We start from the raw sequence: 15,200 nt of genomic DNA, 5'->3' as shown, positions 1-15,200 counted from the left end.
GGACCGGCTGATGATCTTCCAGGGACGCTTTGCCGGCAAGGTAATGGTTGTTACCGGCGCGGCGCAGGGCATTGGAGCCGGCGTTGCCATGCGCGCGGGCGAGGAGGGTGCCAGTCTCGTCCTCGTCGATCGGGCCGAATTCGTAACCGAGGTGGAGCAAGAGATCGTTGCAGCGGGCGGCAAGGCCATCTCGGTGACCTGCGACCTTGAATCCTACGAAGGCGCGGCGCTGGCCATGGCGGCGGCGCTAGAAGCGTTCGGGCGTATAGACATTTTAATCAACAATGTCGGCGGCGCGATCCGTATGCGCCCCTATGCGCAGTTCGAGCCAGCCCAAATCGACGCGGAAATCCGCCGCTCGCTGATGCCGACGCTTTATTGCTGCCATGCTGTCCTGCCCGCCATGCTGGATCAGGGGGCAGGGACGATCGTCAACCTCTCGTCCAACGCCACGCGCGGCATTCGCCGCGTGCCCTATTCGGCGGCGAAGGGCGGGATCAACGGGCTGACACAAGCCCTGGCGATGGAATATGCAGAGAGCGGCATCCGGGTCGTCGCCACCGCGCCCGGCGGCACGAGTGCGCCGCCGCGGCGCGTGCCGCGCAACGCCGAAGGCGACAACGTCCAGGAACAGACCTGGATGGCCGAGGCGGTGGAGCAGGTGACATCGTCTGCCTTCATGAAGCGCTACGGCACGCTCGACGAGCAGATCGCGCCAATCCTTTTCCTCGCCTCGGACGAGGCCAGCTATGTGACCGGATCGGTCTTGCCCGTTGCGGGCGGCGATATCGGCTGAAGGAACGAAGATATGCAGAAAATCTACGACAGCCCGGCAAAGGCACTGGAAGGCCTGTTGTTCCATGGGATGACGATCATGTCGGGCGGTTTTGGCCTGTCAGGCAACCCAGAAAGCCTGATCCTGCAGATCCGTGCGAGCGGGGTCAAGGATCTGACCGTCGTCTCCAACAATGCCGGCGCCGACGGTTTTGGCCTGTGGATGTTGCTGGAAAGCCGGCAGATCAAGAAGATGATCTCCTCCTATGTGGGTGAGAACAAGCTGTTCGAGAGCCAGTATCTCTCCGGCGAACTGGAACTGGAACTCAATCCGCAGGGCACACTTGCAGAGCGTATCCGTGCCGGCGGCGCGGGTATTCCAGCCTTCTACACCAAAACCGGCGTCGGCACCGTAGTGGCCGATGGCAAGCCGGTCGAGACGTTCGAGGGCGAGGACTATGTCCGGGAAACCTGGCTGCGCGCCGACGTCTCGATCATCAAGGCCTGGCGCGCTGATCCGGCGGGCAATCTCATGTTCCGCAAGACCGCGCGCAACTTCAACCCGAACATGGCGACGGCTGGCAAGGTGACGGTGGTCGAGGTTGAGGAAATCGTGCCCGAAGGCAGCTTCGATCCCGACAACATCCATACGCCGGGCATCTATGTCGACCGCATCGTTCTTTCGACAATTAACGAGAAGCGGATCGAGAAGCTGACAGTTCGGGAAAGGGAGATCGCATAATGAGCTGGACCCGCGACGAGATGGCGGCGCGCGCCGGAAAGGAATTGCGTGACGGCTATTATGTGAACCTTGGCATTGGTATACCGACGCTGGTGGCAAACCATGTGCCCAATGGCGTCAATGTGACGCTCCAGAGCGAGAATGGGATGCTGGGCATCGGTCCTTTTCCATTCGAGGGGGAGGCCGATCCTGACCTTATCAATGCAGGAAAGCAGACGATCACCGCGCTGCCGACCAGCAGCTTCTTCTCCTCGGCCGACAGCTTTGCGATGATCCGGGGCGGCCATATCGACATGGCGGTGCTGGGCGCGATGGAGGTGGCCGCCAATGGCGACCTCGCCAACTGGACCATCCCTGGAAAGATGGTCAAAGGCATGGGCGGCGCCATGGATCTGGTTGCGGGGGTCAAACGCGTGGTCGTAGTGATGGATCATGTGGCGAAAAATGGCAGCCCCAAGATACTCGATGCCTGCACCCTGCCGCTCACCGGCAAGGCGGTTGTCGATCTCATTATCACCGATCTTGCCGTGATTGCTGTCGATCGTGTCCGGGGTGGCCTGACCCTCGTGGAACTGGCGCCGGGCGTGAGCGAAGCAGAAGTCATCGAAAAGACCGGCGCGCCGTTGGCCATTCTCGAAGCTGCATAAGACTGGAATTTACTGTGCCCAAGCTGACCATCGTCAACCGTGCAGGTGACGAAAAGAGCGTTGATGCCCGTGCGGGTGTCTCTGTGATGGAAGTCATTCGCGACAATGGCTTTGACGAGTTGCTCGCCCTGTGCGGCGGCTGCTGTTCCTGCGCCACCTGTCATGTGTATGTGGACGAAGAGTGGACCGGTGTCGTTGGCGCTGCCGGTGAAGACGAGAATGATCTGCTCGATTCCTCGGACCATCGGGGCGAGCGTTCGCGCCTGTCCTGCCAGATCATGATGACGGCCGACCTTGACGGGCTGCGTGTCGCTATCGCGCCGCAGGATTGAGCGTGGCTTTTTACCAGCGCCCCGGTGCCAATATCTACTGGAAGCGGGACGGCCGCGATGAGGCACAGGCGCTGGTGCTGCTCAACAGCATCGGTACCGACATGGACCTTTGGGATGGCCTGCTACCGCATCTGCGTGATCGCTTCGCCCTGCTGCGGATCGACGCGCGCGGCCATGGTGCCTCGGTCGCAGAACCGGGGGACTTCGCGCTTGCCATGCTGGCGGACGATGTGCTGGCGGTGGCCAATGCAGCCGGGTTCGACAGCTTTTCGATTGCCGGCGTTTCGCTGGGTGGCATGATCGGCATGGAACTGGCGCTGCGTGCGCCCGGCCGGATCGAGAAGCTCCTGCCCATCTGCACATCGGCTACGATGGACAGCGCGTCGTGGAATGATCGCATCACCAAGGTCCGGGGGGAGGGAATGGCTGCCATTGCCGATCTCGCCATGGGACGTTTCCTCTCCGATGCTGCCGCACCGGCCATTTATGAGGCGGTGCGCCGCCAACTGCTGACGATGGATGCCGAAGGCTATGCCGGTTGCGGGGCGGCAATCCGCGATATGAACCTTGCCGATCGGATCGCGGGGCTCGCCTGCCCGACGCTGGTCGTCACAGGCACCCGCGACACATCAACGCCGCTTGAGGGGCATGGCGAGCATCTGCTCGCGCGCATTCCCGGTGCGATGCATGTGGCGCTCCATGCAGCGCATCTCGCGCCGCTCGAAGCGCCCGAGGCGCTAGCGGGCGCCATCACCTCTTTTCTGGAAAGCTGAGACTTATGGCGCAAGCCTTTATCTGCGACGCCGTCCGCACCCCAATCGGCAAGCTCAATGGATCACTGGCGAGCATCCGTGCCGACGATCTTGCCGCGCTGCCGCTCACGGCGCTGATGGCGCGCAATGCGAAGGCCGATTGGTCGGCGCTCGACGATGTGATCCTGGGCTGCGCCAACCAGGCAGGCGAAGATAATCGCAACGTCGCGCGCATGGCGGTGTTGCTCGCCGGGATGCCGGACGGCGTGCCGGGCGTCACCGTCAATCGCCTTTGCAGTTCGGGCCTTAATGCGCTGGGTATCGCGGCGCAGGCGATCCGCAGTGGCGATAGCGATTTCCTGATCGCAGGCGGCGTCGAGTGCATGACCCGCGCGCCCTATGTGATGGGCAAGGCCGGCAGCGCCTTCGGTCGCGACCAAAGAATAGAGGATACGACGCTGGGCTGGCGTTTCATCAACCCGGCGATGAAGGCCGCCTATGGTGTCGATACCATGCCCCAGACCGGTGAAAATGTCGCCGAACTATGGGGCGTCAGCCGCGAGGAGCAGGATCGCTTTGCGCTGGCTAGTCAGGAAAAGGCGGCGCGAGCGCAGGCGAGCGGTCGTTTTGCTGCCGAGATCGTACCGGTGTCCATACCGCAGCGCAAGGGCGATCCCGTCCTGTTTGAGGCCGACGAGCATCTGCGCGCCACCAGCCTGGAGGCACTGGCGAAGCTCAAGCCCGTGGTGAAGGCAGAAGGCACCGTGACGGCGGGCAATGCATCAGGGCTTAACGACGGCGCGGCGGCGATGCTGGTTGCGTCCGAGGCTGCTGCTGCGGCACAGGGGCTGACGGCCCGGGCGCGTGTTATCGGCATGGCGGCAGCGGGCATCGCGCCCCGGATCATGGGGGCAGGGCCAATCGAGGCGGCGCGCAAGCTGCTGGCCCGCAACAGCATGACCGTCGATCAACTCGACGTGATCGAACTCAACGAGGCCTTTGCCAGCCAGGCAATAGCCACGCTGCGGGATCTGGGCGTCGATCCGTTCGATCCCCGCGTCAATCCCAATGGCGGGGCGATCGCGCTCGGCCATCCGCTTGGCATGTCGGGTGCGCGGATCGCGCTTTCGGCGGTTGAGGAACTGCACCGAACGAGTGGCCGTTATGGTCTGGCCTTCATGTGCATAGGCGTTGGACAGGGCCTTGCCTTGCTACTGGAACGGGTGTGACGGTCATGGCCAAGGCAAATATGGACAGCAGCGTTTCAAGCAGGGCCGATGTAGTCATCGTAGGCGCAGGCCATGGCGGCGCACAATGCGCCATAGCCCTGCGCCAGAATGGCTTTGCCGGCACCGTCACGGTCGTTGGTCGCGAACCTGAATTTCCCTATGAGCGACCGCCGCTGTCCAAGGATTATTTTGCGCGCGAGAAAGCATTCGAGCGGCTTCATATCCGTCCGCCCGCTTTCTGGGCCGAGAAAGATATCGACTTTCTGCTTGGCACCCAAGTCGATGCGGTCGATCCCGCAACGAAGCAGTTGGCGCTCTCCGACGGACGCAGCCTTGGCTATGGCAATTTGGTCTGGGCAACGGGAGGTGACCCGCGCAGGCTCACCTGCGCGGGTGCCGACCTGGCGGGAGTGCATGCGGTGCGCACGCGCGCCGATTGTGATGCCCTGATGGCAGAGATCGATGCGGGCAAGCACGATATCGTTGTCATTGGTGGCGGCTATATCGGGCTTGAAGCCGCAGCTGTCCTTGGCAAATTAGGCCTCAACGTGACGTTGCTGGAAGCGCTGCCCAGGGTTCTGGCGCGCGTCGCGGGGGAAGAACTGTCTGGCTTCTATCAGCAGGTGCATAGCGATCATGGCGTTGACCTTCGATTGAACGCCCGCGTCGAATGCCTGGAGGGCGAGAAGGGTCAGGTAACGGCGGTGCGACTGGAGGGTGGCGAACGCATTCCCGCAGAGGCGGTCCTTGTTGGCATCGGCATCATTCCTGCGGTCGAACCATTGATCCTGGCGGGCGCGACAGGGAGCAACGGCGTGGACGTCGATGCCTTCTGCCGCACATCGCTGCCCGACATATATGCAATCGGGGATTGCGCTGCCTTTGCCTGCGACTTTGCCGGTGGTCAGGTGATGCGCGTGGAGTCAGTGCAGAACGCCATTGATATGGCAAGCTGCGTGGCCAAGGCGATTTGCGGGGATGCCCGACCCTACAAGGCCTTCCCATGGTTCTGGTCTAACCAATATGATCTCAAGCTTCAGACTGCCGGCATCAACGTCGGCTTCGACGAGACTGTAGTGCGCGGAACGCCCGCCAACAGGGCATTCTCGGTCATTTATCTCAAGGATGGCAAGATCGTCGCGATTGATTGCGTCAACAGCGTGAAAGACTATGTCCAAGGTCGCAAACTGGTTGAGCAGGGCGTCAGACCTGACGTTGCAAAGCTGGCCGATTTAGGCACTGCGCTCAAAGAACTCGTCGAAGCGTAACGTCGATCAGATGAATGAGTAATATCACGGTCTGACTATGTGGAGGCCCGGGCGAAAAAACGGAACGAGCGCCCGGTTGGAATCAAGGCGTCAGTGCACGGGTTCACGCTATCACGACGAGGCGGGAGCCAAGCGCTGACTTTCATTCGCCTCGGTATGAGCCAAGTCCCGGCGCTGCTGGTCGAACCGGTCTAATGGCAACGATAAAAGACTGTCGATGCTTCCATTTTTATAGGCGTGACAGAAGCTTCGAAAAAAACGCCAGCGACCAAGCCGCTTTCATTGCTCTTTTTGAAATCCAACCTGCTTGTAGTCGATGTTGGCTAGCAGGGTCGGCGATGATAGATGCGGCAATATGGATTCGATCGTGCATCAGCCCGTCTCGTCTGAAACCCTCGTTGATGTTGTCGAAGGGCGATTGCGCGAGGATGTCATCAATGGGGTTTGGGAACCCGGCGCGCGGCTTGCTGTGGAGGATCTCAGGCAGCGCTATGCAACCGGAGCGACGCCTATTCGGGAAGCTTTGTCGCGCCTTTACGCCGAAGGTCTTGTCGCGATGGTGCATAATCGCGGATTTCGCGTGCCTTTGATGAGCCTAGAGGACTTGCTGGACATCTCCCGAACCCGCGCGGCGATCGAAATGGCCGCCGTACAGCATGCGGTGGAATTCGGTGACGGGCGTTGGGAAGATGCTATGCATTCTGCCTTTTCGATTCTTGAACGCCGAGCGCAGCAGACATTTTCGGGCGACACCGAGCGTCTCGCATATCATGACGCTCATCACGCGTTCCACGCCGCGCTGCTCTCGGGCTGCCGCGTCCCTCGCCTGATGGCGCTGCAGGCGCGGCTCGAGCTTCAGCACAGCCGGTACTATCGTCGATTGCCGTTCGGCATTGTCACTGGTCCCGCCCGATTGCTGGAGCATCGTAGACTGTTCGATCTGGCACTTGCACGCAATGCACCAGCTGCGGGGGCAGCCGTCGCGGAACATGTGATGCTGACTGCAAATTATGTGCAGGCTAACAATTTCAAAGACTTAACGGGAACAGAAATATAATTTGTCGATAGAATGTGATTTTGTCGATAAAACTATTGATCTTTCATCCGTTTGGTCTGATTGTCCTCCTTAGTACCCGCAGAGGTGCGATCGGAGGAGGATATAAAAATGGTGGTTACCTCTCGCCTGTGTCTGGTAGCGGCCCTTTTCACCAGTACGAGTGCAGTTGCACAGCTGATGCCCACCACTACCGTGACTGCTGTCGGTTCACAGGATCGAGCAGCCGCGCCACAGAGCGGTCCGCAACCGGAGGGGTTGGGAGAAATCGTTGTAACGGCCCAGCGCCGCGCGGAGCGTCTTCAAGATGTCCCGATCTCCGTAACGGCGATCACTGCGGACACGCTTGCTACAGCTAATGTCCGTTCGCTTCAGGATCTGAGTGCGACTATACCCGGCTTCGTCGCGACAAGCAGCGCGGGCTACGGTGGGGCGCCGCTCAGTATTCGAGGTGTCGGCGGCGCGAACGGCGGTGGAAACTTCTTTGCTGATGAGCCGGTAGCCACATATGTAGATGGCATTTACGTCGGACGCCTAAGCGTCTCAACAAGCGATGTGGTCGATTTGGATACGATCCAGGTCCTGCGCGGGCCGCAAGGCACTCTTTATGGCCGCAATTCGACAGCAGGAGCGGTGCTGATCAATACCGCCAGGCCGACAGAGGAATGGACCGGTCGAAGTGAAGCCATGGCAAACAGCTTGGGCAACTGGCGCGTTGAAGGGGCAGTTTCCGGACCGCTCGTGGATGAAAAGCTGCTTGCACGGGTGGCTGCGGCTTTCAACAAGCGTGACGGCTATGGTGAAAACATCGTCACCGGCCGACAGGTAGGAAGTGGGCGCGACGTGACGCTGCGCGGATCTATCCGATATCTTCCTACCGAAGATCTTACCCTAGACCTAATTGTCGAGCATTTCGATCAGCGCTCACAGCCGGCCTTGATCCGCCTCGCACAGATCACTGGCGGCACGACCGATAGCCCGTTCATTCTGCGACCGGACCTTAAGCAGGTTATGAAAAATAATATCTATGCATTCGATGAAAGGACCTACAACCGAATCAAGACCGATTCCGCCACGCTTTTAGTTGAATATGAAGGCGATGCCGTTACTTTGAATTCAGCGACAGGATTTCGTCGGTTCGCTGTTGATGGACAGGCAGATGCAGATAACACAGCGCCTGCTGATCAGACCGGAGGCCCGCTTCGCGCCTTCAATGCTGCGCGCCTGCGTAACAATCAGATCACTCAAGAAGTGCGGATCGGGTCACCGGGCGGCAACGCTCCGTTCAACTGGACGCTGGGCGCATTTTACATTCATGAAAACAACGACGTCGATCCATTCAGGATCTACAACGCTAGCGCCTATTTCGGCCTTGGTACAAGCGCTGTCTTCCGTGCCCATCAGAAGCTGGACTCTTATGCAGCATTTGGCGATGCGAGCGTCGAGATTCTAGAAGGGCTTACCCTTCGTGGGGGTGCACGTTACAGCTACGAAAAGAAGCGTTTTGATGTCACCCAACAGGTCACAACCATCCAGGGCGGCTTTTCCCCAGCGGCAGGTCGCATCGTGCCGAGCGGCTTCGTCATTGCCGCTCCACCGACTTTTCGCGCCAAGGTCAAATTTGACAACTTCTCGGTTCGGGCGGTTATTGACTATAAGATTAGCGCCGACATCCTGTTATACGGAAGCTATAGCCAGGGCTTCAAGTCAGGCGGTTTCAATGCCTTTGGGCTGAGTCCAGCTTTTGAGCCGGAGACGATTGACGCCTATGAAGTAGGCATCAAAGCTGAATTGATCGACCGCATCCTGCGTCTTAATCTAAATGGTTTTACATATGGTTACGACAACCTGCAGGTACGCGTGCCAGTGCCTACCGGCGGAGTGAACATCCAGAACGCAGCGTCGGCCAAGGTTAAGGGAATCGAACTTGAAGCGGCGCTGGCACCTGCACGAGGGCTGCGCTTTGGCTTGACTGCGGCCTATCTGGACGCGAAGTTCAGCCAAGGCACGCTAACGCAGGTTCCACGGGCTGCGCGCTTCCGCTTGGGTGCCACGGTCCCACTCGAAGTCGTGAGCATCGATGGGAACCGGCTCAGTCGCGCACCGGAGTGGCAGGTTGCTGCTACAGCGGATTACGAAACCGAGATTGGCTCGGACCTCAAACTGGCTGCAGGCGTCAGTTACCGCTATCAAAGTAATTCGTTTTTCCTCGAGACCAGCCAGGACAGCGCTGCTTTCCGGTCGGGCGGTTGGAGCGAATTGGGCGCCCGCCTCACGCTGGCGCCGGTGGACGACCGCTGGAGCGTGACCCTGTTCGGCGATAATATACTCGACGATCGACACTTTACCCAAGTCACCGCTTTGAACGCCTTTCCGTTTGGCACGCTAAACGATCCGCGCCGTTACGGCGTGCGCACTGCGATCCGTTTCTGATGCGCGGCGAGCGGTCCGGCCGAGCAGAGTTCCGGCGGGGATGGCCAGTCGTCGCGATGGCTGCATTGGGGTCGGGACTTGGTATCTCAAGTCTGTTTACCTACAATATTGGATTGTTTGTCCCCGATTTGTCCCAGGAAATTGGGCTCACGCGGGGCCAGTTCGGAATGGCATTCTTTGCAGCTACCATCGCAATGGCTGTCGCGCTGCCGGTTGTAGGCAAAATCGTTGATCGCCACGGGGCCCGGCGCCCGACAGTGATAGGATCGACAATGCTGGTGGTCGGCTTCCTATTTCTGGGTAGTGTAACTCAATCGGTCCTTAGCTATTTCGTTCTAACTGCGGCGCTTGGACTGTTTGCCGTCGGCTCTGCCCCAATCAGCTACATGCGCGCGGTGAGCGTAACCTTCGACCAAGCCAGGGGCCTGGCTCTCGGCCTCACGCAAATGGGTATTGGTGTGTCGGCCGCTCTGGTGCCGCCGGTCATTGCAGCGGTCATCGCCGGTTCCGGCTGGCGGTGGGGTTATTATGCCTTGGCAGGGTTTGCTGCGCTGGGACTCGTGCCTGCTCTGATAGGCCTTCGTGGCAGGAGCGCCATGCCTGTGCCCTCGGGACCAGAAGGTCCACCGCTTCTGTCCTTGCCACTATTCCGTCACCAGCTCGCTGCCTTTGTCGTGATGGCCTTGGCTTTCGCGGGCTTCCTGCCCCATTTCGTACCAATGCTACGTGATGCAGGACTGTCTTCGTCACAAGCAGCGGCATTCGCTGCCCTAATCGGGATCTTTGTCATCCTAAGCAGAATTGCGATCGGGTGGCTCGCCGATCACGTTCATGCGCCGTGGGTTGCTGGGGCAGTCTGCCTGCTCGCGGCAGGCGGGTGCCTAGCGCTGCTGTTCGGCGGCGCCCCGCTCGCACCAGTTGCGGCGGCCGCTTTTGGGTGTGCGATGGGCGCAGAGGCCGACCTAGTGGGATTTCTTACCTCAAGATATTTTGGCACGGCAGTGTTTGGTCGGGCTTATGCCTTGCAATATGCAGGGTTCATGCTCGCCGCAGGTGCCAGCCCCGCTTGGATCGGGTTGTTGTTCGATCGCACCGGGAGCTATGCTGCCGCGCTTATTGTCACCTCCGGGCTCCTTGGCATCGCGGCCATATTGTTTGTGCTCATGCCGCGCTACCAACTTAGCGAACGGCCGAAAGATGGCGACATCCTTTCAGTACAGGAAGAAGGAAGCCTGCCATGAGTGCATCTGCACCGGATCCTGCTGCATCCTGGTATCCCCCTATAGCTACAGACCAGCGAAACTATCCTTACAACTGCTGGTGGGTGGCTGGCCTCTCATCGCAAATCGGAAGGAAACTTCTTGGCCGCTGGCTTCTGGATATCCCAGTGCTTCTCTACCGTAAAGAAGATGGAAGCCCAGTGGCGATTGAGGACCGCTGTCCACATCGAGCAGCGCCTTTGTCGCTCGGCACATTGCAGGGTGACGACGTGCAGTGCGGCTATCATGGCTTCACCTTCTCGTCGGAAGGTAGATGCCTACGCGTGCCCTCAATGAAATCACCGCCAGCTGCCGCGCGAGTGCGCTCATTCCCCGTGATCGAGCAAGGGCCCTTCATATGGATCTATATGGGCGATCCGGACCGTATCGATGACGCCCCTTTGCCGCACGTGCTGGAGTGGACCGAAGATCCGAGCTTTGCAAAAGTTGAGGGCATTATGGAGATTGCCGCCAATTACATGCTCTTAAAGGAAAATGTTCTTGATCTTACGCATTTCGGTTATGTTCATGCATCGAGCTTCAAGATAACTGATTGGGTCGATCCGCCGCGGTTCACTACCGAAGGCGATACAGTCTCTTATCATCAAAGCTTCAGCCGTAGTGCCCTGCCACCCGTTTTTGCCGAGCCACTCGGCGTTGCAACGGGCACGCCCTATGATCGTGAAAATTACGGGTCCTTCATATCTCCAGCCTTGCAGATCGCCGCTGTGGACTTGATAGACCCGGACAATGGCACCATCACCGGGCGGTTTCGGGTCACTCATGCGACGACCCCGATCGATACTACGCACATGCTGTACTTTTGGATTGTCGCGCGCGATTTTGGCACCGATCCCGAGCAGATGGCGCACATCGAGGCCATTACAAAGACCGGATTTGCCGAGGATGAGGCTATCATCGAAGCTGTCCAGCGGGTCATGACACGCGATCCGCGCAGCAATCGGACCCGTGAGATCAGTGTGAAGATGGATACGGCGGCCGTGCAGGCACGGCGCATTGTCCAGCGCTGGATGGACAGGGAGAAAGCATGATGCTTACATTATCCAATGCTACAACAATCTGCGACGCAGCTCTTAGGGAGAGCGATGCGCTAGGGCTGCAGCCGCTTTGTATCGTAGTTCTCGACGCCGGAGGCCATGTGCTGGCTCTCAAGCGCGATGAACGAGCCTCCATATTCCGCCCTGAAATTGCAACTGCAAAGGCAGCCGGCTGTTTGGGGATGGGCTTTGGAGGTCGCGAGATTGCCAAGCGCGCAGCTGCAGTTCCGTCCTTTATAGCAGCACTCAATGGGATTTTTCCCAAGGGCATCCTGCCTGTTCCAGGTGGTGTACTAATCCGCGATGCAGATAGGCGACTGATTGGTGCCGTTGGGGTCAGTGGCGATACCTCTGACAATGATGAGTTGTGCGCAATAGCCGGGATTACCGCAGCCCACCTTATCGCGGACACGGGAGCATGAAACCGATCTTGTTCACAAACGTGTCTATCTTCGACGGTTCTGGTAGCGGTCTTTACCCCGGAGAAGTGTGCGTCAAGGGCAACCGTATCGCTGCGGTCGCCAAGGGCAATAATCAAATCGATCGGGAAAATGTCGAACTTGTCGATGGGAAAGGGCGGACGCTAATGCCAGGGCTTGTTGAAGCCCATGCGCACCTTACCTGGCCGTCTTCTGTGGAGCGCGTCGTAAATACAATGAAGCTTCCGCTTGAAGAGCATCTGCTGGTGACGGCGCAGAATGCTCGCATCACCCTCGATCACGGCTTTACAAGCGCCTATTCCGCCGGGTCGCTGGGCGAGCGCTTCGAGGTGGCCCTGCGCGATGCAATCGACCGTGGTGCGCTGCCAGGGCCACGACTGCGCGCCTCGGCGCTCGAAAAAGGTGCTGAAGGCGTAATGGGCGTTCCCGAAGGTCATGATCCAACGCATGACCGGGACCTCAATGGCCTACGTAAGTACGTTGCGGAGATGAAAACACTCGGCTGCGACACTATCAAGTTTCTCTTATCGAGCGACGAAGGCTTTGCGCCAGGTGGTTCACAGGTTCTCATGTACTCCGAAGAGGAAACCCGTGCTATCGGTGAGGAAGCGCGCGAACAGGGGGTCTGGCTCGCCTGCCATGCCCAGGCGGCGGAGGCTGTGAAGCAGGCATGCCGTGCAGGCTTTCGTGCTATCTATCACTGTACCTATGCCGACGAAGAAGCATTAGACATGCTCGAAGCGCGCAAGAATGAGGTGTTCACGGCGCCTGCGCCTGGCCTGCTTTATGCTCGTGTCCACGAAGCCGGGGCGTTCGGGATCGGACTGGCGGAGGCTACGCGCATGGGGGCGGTGTCCGGGCTCGAACTGATGGCGGAAGTCTATCCAAAAATGCGCAAACGCGGGATTCGCGTCCTGCCTGGCGGCGACTATGGTTTTCCGTACAATCCGGTAGGGCGTAATGCGCGAGATCTCAAAATTTTCGTAGACCTGCTTGGCTTTAGCGCGGTCGACGTTTTGGTCGCCGCCACACGTCACGGAGGAGAATTGATGGCTATGGATGTGGGCGAGATAAGGGCCGGCAAGCTGGCGGACATACTGCTCATCGATGGCGATCCCACCGTAGACGTAACGATCCTCGAAGACAAGAACCGCATGCCTGTCGTTATGAAGGATGGCTTGTTCTATCGAAACATGCTGTAATCTGCCGAAGGATCGGCCTACTACAACGCGGGAATTGATGTTTTGCAGGGCTCAAGATACTCCGCGCCCAAGCAACGTCGTGCGCGCATTTAAAGCAGCAACCAACGTAACGATTGCACGGGAGTTGATCATATAGCGATCCCATGTATGCTGGAATCAGGTCGTCGGCCCGGATTGCTGCGAGGCATCGGCGCAGTTGGAGGGGCATTCTTCGGACCGAAGCCTGGGTCGGCTATCATGTCCTGTTTGATGGTATGGACCCGGTGCGGACCGCAGCAACTGATAGTTCGCTGCGCGATTTAGCATCTTACTTGCCGAGGATGGCCTCGACGCCTTCCTGAGCGAGCACATCGCGGAATGCTGCATCGGCATCGCGGTCACACAGCGCAACACCCGTTCCGCTGCGTTGTTCGTGAGGCATATCCTGCCATCGGTGGGGAGGTGGGTGATGGCGTCCCTGCGCCTAAGCATATAGTTGATGGCCTTGGCAAGATCATGGTTACGCGACTGCTTGGCGAGTTGGGCGTTCAATCAGTCGTGCAGTTCGGGGATCAGGGGCGTGCTCAACTCCTTACGCGCGGCAAGCCGCTCCGCCCGTGTCTTGCCGTTGATACCACGCTCAACGTCGAACAGGGCGTCCAGCTTCTGCACCGCCTCCAGCGCGACGGGATAGATGTGGCCAGTCCGCTCGCCGCGCCTCTTCTTGCGCACAGCGCCCTCAACGTCGGTAAGTTCGAAGAACTTCGTGCGGGGATGGGCAAAGCATCCCGCCTCCAGGATCGCTCGGTATCGACCAAGATAGTATTGGAGCCGGACAGATCATCTGGAGGTTGGCTGCTAATCAGAGCAGCGTAGCGGCCTACGCTACGCTGCAATTCAGATTGCGTGCTCGTCGTCTTGTGTCAGTCTTGCAAGGTCACCCTCGATCAGCTGTTTCCCAGGCTTTGTGCGACGGAACGGATCAAAGCTCCTGCGGTCCGCATCAAAGGACATATCCCAGGGGATATCATCTCCCCGGAAAATTGCTGGGGCATTGTGGGACCATAGTAGCGACCCAAACTTGAAGTCCCAGGCGCGCGGAACCCAGCCATCGTCAAGATAGTCGGTATCGGCGTGATACTCGGCCTCGCCTGCATGACCCGGAATTTCGCAATAATAATAAATTGCGCTGGAAATGCGGTGGCGCGATATACCGCCGCTTGTGTTCATCGTGCTGTTCTTCCAACCCTTATTGTCCATGATGTTCGCGCCGAGCATCACTTCGTCTATATCGTCCATACCAAAGGCGATATGCATGAACTTGAAATGGTCGGGGGCGATCGGCAAGTCGCAGTTCACCCAGAAGATTGAATGATGCTCGAACGTCCCGCCTGCCCGCGAAAAAATGCCGGTGCCCTTCGAGTGATCGACATAGCGAAACCCTAAGTGCCGCTCATAAAATTCGAAGCTACCGACATAGTCCGGGGAAAAGAAGACCACATGGTTGATCGTCTTGGGTATGGCGCGACCACGCCATATGCGATGTTGATTGAAACGCGGCCAGCTTGACGGTGTATTGACTGGGCTGGTTTCGGACACCACGGGATGCTTCTCCCACACCCGCGCAGCGATGGGTTGGCCGTCTGGGCATACACAGTGCAGCGTGCCATCAGCATCACGCGACACCACTACTTCTCCCGCTAGGCTTGTCGCGATCTTTTCGAGATTTTGGGCGGTATCAACCCCCCATACGGTCTCTTTAACGCCGTCCCCGGGGAAGGGATCAGGTGTTGGAAGTCGCGGATCGCCATGTTTGAGGACAATCACTCGGCTGCCCGACTGGAGTCGGAAGACGCTTTCATCATTGCTGGCGGATTCGAGCGGGAGGCCGAAATCGACCCAAAACCGAGTATGTTCGGCCACGTCCATGACGCCAAACAGGACACTTTCCACGCCAAGGACTGCTTGCGATGTTGCGGGGGCCATAGAAACTCCGGATTATTATCAGTCCATTGTTCTGGCAAATAGTAA

Annotated in this window: 14 protein-coding genes and 1 pseudogene; 13 read left to right on the top strand and 2 right to left on the bottom strand. The window is 58.9% G+C overall.

The annotated features are described in order from the left end of the window. The first annotated feature begins 10 nt into the window (after window positions 1-10). The 13 genes from benD (at window position 11) to BMY84_RS13755 (ending at window position 13,190) form a co-directional block, all read left to right on the top strand. The gene (gene benD, locus BMY84_RS13815; protein WP_093084562.1) at window positions 11-796 is read left to right on the top strand and encodes a benzoate diol dehydrogenase BenD; all 786 of its coding nucleotides are present in this window, start codon (window positions 11-13) and stop codon (window positions 794-796) included. Between the two features lie 12 nt (window positions 797-808). Beyond that, complete coding sequence (locus BMY84_RS13810; protein ID WP_093084560.1) at window positions 809-1,516, top strand: CoA transferase subunit A; 708 nt, start codon at window positions 809-811, stop codon at window positions 1,514-1,516. Further along, window positions 1,516-2,163: a 3-oxoacid CoA-transferase subunit B gene (locus tag BMY84_RS13805; protein ID WP_093084559.1), complete on the top strand. Its 648-nt coding sequence runs from the start codon at window positions 1,516-1,518 to the stop codon at window positions 2,161-2,163. The genes BMY84_RS13810 and BMY84_RS13805 overlap by 1 nt, the downstream gene beginning before the upstream one ends. A 14-nt stretch (window positions 2,164-2,177) precedes the next feature. Continuing rightward, window positions 2,178-2,495 carry a 2Fe-2S iron-sulfur cluster-binding protein gene (locus tag BMY84_RS13800; RefSeq protein ID WP_093084557.1) on the top strand — a complete coding sequence of 106 codons (318 nt, stop codon included), beginning with the start codon at window positions 2,178-2,180 and terminating at the stop codon, window positions 2,493-2,495. 2 nt (window positions 2,496-2,497) lie between these two features. Next, window positions 2,498-3,268 (top strand): alpha/beta fold hydrolase, encoded by a 771-nt coding sequence (locus BMY84_RS13795; protein ID WP_093084555.1) that lies wholly within the window; start codon window positions 2,498-2,500, stop codon window positions 3,266-3,268. Between the two features lie 5 nt (window positions 3,269-3,273). Continuing rightward, on the top strand, window positions 3,274-4,476 hold the full coding sequence (gene pcaF, locus BMY84_RS13790) for a 3-oxoadipyl-CoA thiolase (RefSeq protein ID WP_093084553.1): 1,203 nt from the start codon (window positions 3,274-3,276) through the stop codon (window positions 4,474-4,476). A gap of 5 nt (window positions 4,477-4,481) precedes the next feature. Beyond that, complete coding sequence (locus BMY84_RS13785) at window positions 4,482-5,744, top strand: NAD(P)/FAD-dependent oxidoreductase (RefSeq protein ID WP_256215249.1); 1,263 nt, start codon at window positions 4,482-4,484, stop codon at window positions 5,742-5,744. A 355-nt stretch (window positions 5,745-6,099) separates the two neighbouring features. Then, a complete protein-coding gene (locus BMY84_RS13780) occupies window positions 6,100-6,801 on the top strand; it encodes a GntR family transcriptional regulator (protein ID WP_177204018.1) in 702 nt (233 codons plus the stop codon). Between the two features lie 108 nt (window positions 6,802-6,909). Further along, window positions 6,910-9,231, top strand: coding sequence for a TonB-dependent receptor (locus BMY84_RS13775; RefSeq protein WP_093084549.1), 2,322 nt, complete (start codon window positions 6,910-6,912; stop codon window positions 9,229-9,231). Between the two features lie 56 nt (window positions 9,232-9,287). Further along, window positions 9,288-10,472: an MFS transporter gene (locus BMY84_RS13770; RefSeq protein ID WP_177204017.1), complete on the top strand. Its 1,185-nt coding sequence runs from the start codon at window positions 9,288-9,290 to the stop codon at window positions 10,470-10,472. Then, window positions 10,469-11,542 carry an aromatic ring-hydroxylating dioxygenase subunit alpha gene (locus BMY84_RS13765; RefSeq protein ID WP_093084546.1) on the top strand — a complete coding sequence of 358 codons (1,074 nt, stop codon included), beginning with the start codon at window positions 10,469-10,471 and terminating at the stop codon, window positions 11,540-11,542. The genes BMY84_RS13770 and BMY84_RS13765 overlap by 4 nt, the downstream gene beginning before the upstream one ends. Then, complete coding sequence (locus tag BMY84_RS13760) at window positions 11,539-11,970, top strand: GlcG/HbpS family heme-binding protein (RefSeq protein ID WP_216095594.1); 432 nt, start codon at window positions 11,539-11,541, stop codon at window positions 11,968-11,970. The genes BMY84_RS13765 and BMY84_RS13760 overlap by 4 nt, the downstream gene beginning before the upstream one ends. Then, complete coding sequence (locus tag BMY84_RS13755) at window positions 11,967-13,190, top strand: amidohydrolase family protein (RefSeq protein ID WP_069064678.1); 1,224 nt, start codon at window positions 11,967-11,969, stop codon at window positions 13,188-13,190. The genes BMY84_RS13760 and BMY84_RS13755 overlap by 4 nt, the downstream gene beginning before the upstream one ends. Window positions 13,191-13,568: 378 nt before the next feature. Here the strand turns inward: BMY84_RS13755 and BMY84_RS13750 are convergent. Then, window positions 13,569-13,970: pseudogene (locus tag BMY84_RS13750) on the bottom strand (transposase); the annotation flags it as partial. A 96-nt stretch (window positions 13,971-14,066) separates the two neighbouring features. Next, window positions 14,067-15,155: a VOC family protein gene (locus BMY84_RS13745; RefSeq protein WP_093084545.1), complete on the bottom strand. Its 1,089-nt coding sequence runs from the start codon at window positions 15,153-15,155 to the stop codon at window positions 14,067-14,069. Between the last annotated feature and the right edge of the window lie 45 nt (window positions 15,156-15,200).

It is taken from the genome of Sphingobium sp. AP50 (assembly GCF_900109095.1).
Taxonomy (GTDB): Bacteria; Pseudomonadota; Alphaproteobacteria; order Sphingomonadales; family Sphingomonadaceae; genus Sphingobium.
This window is presented reverse-complemented; position numbering and strand designations above follow the sequence as displayed.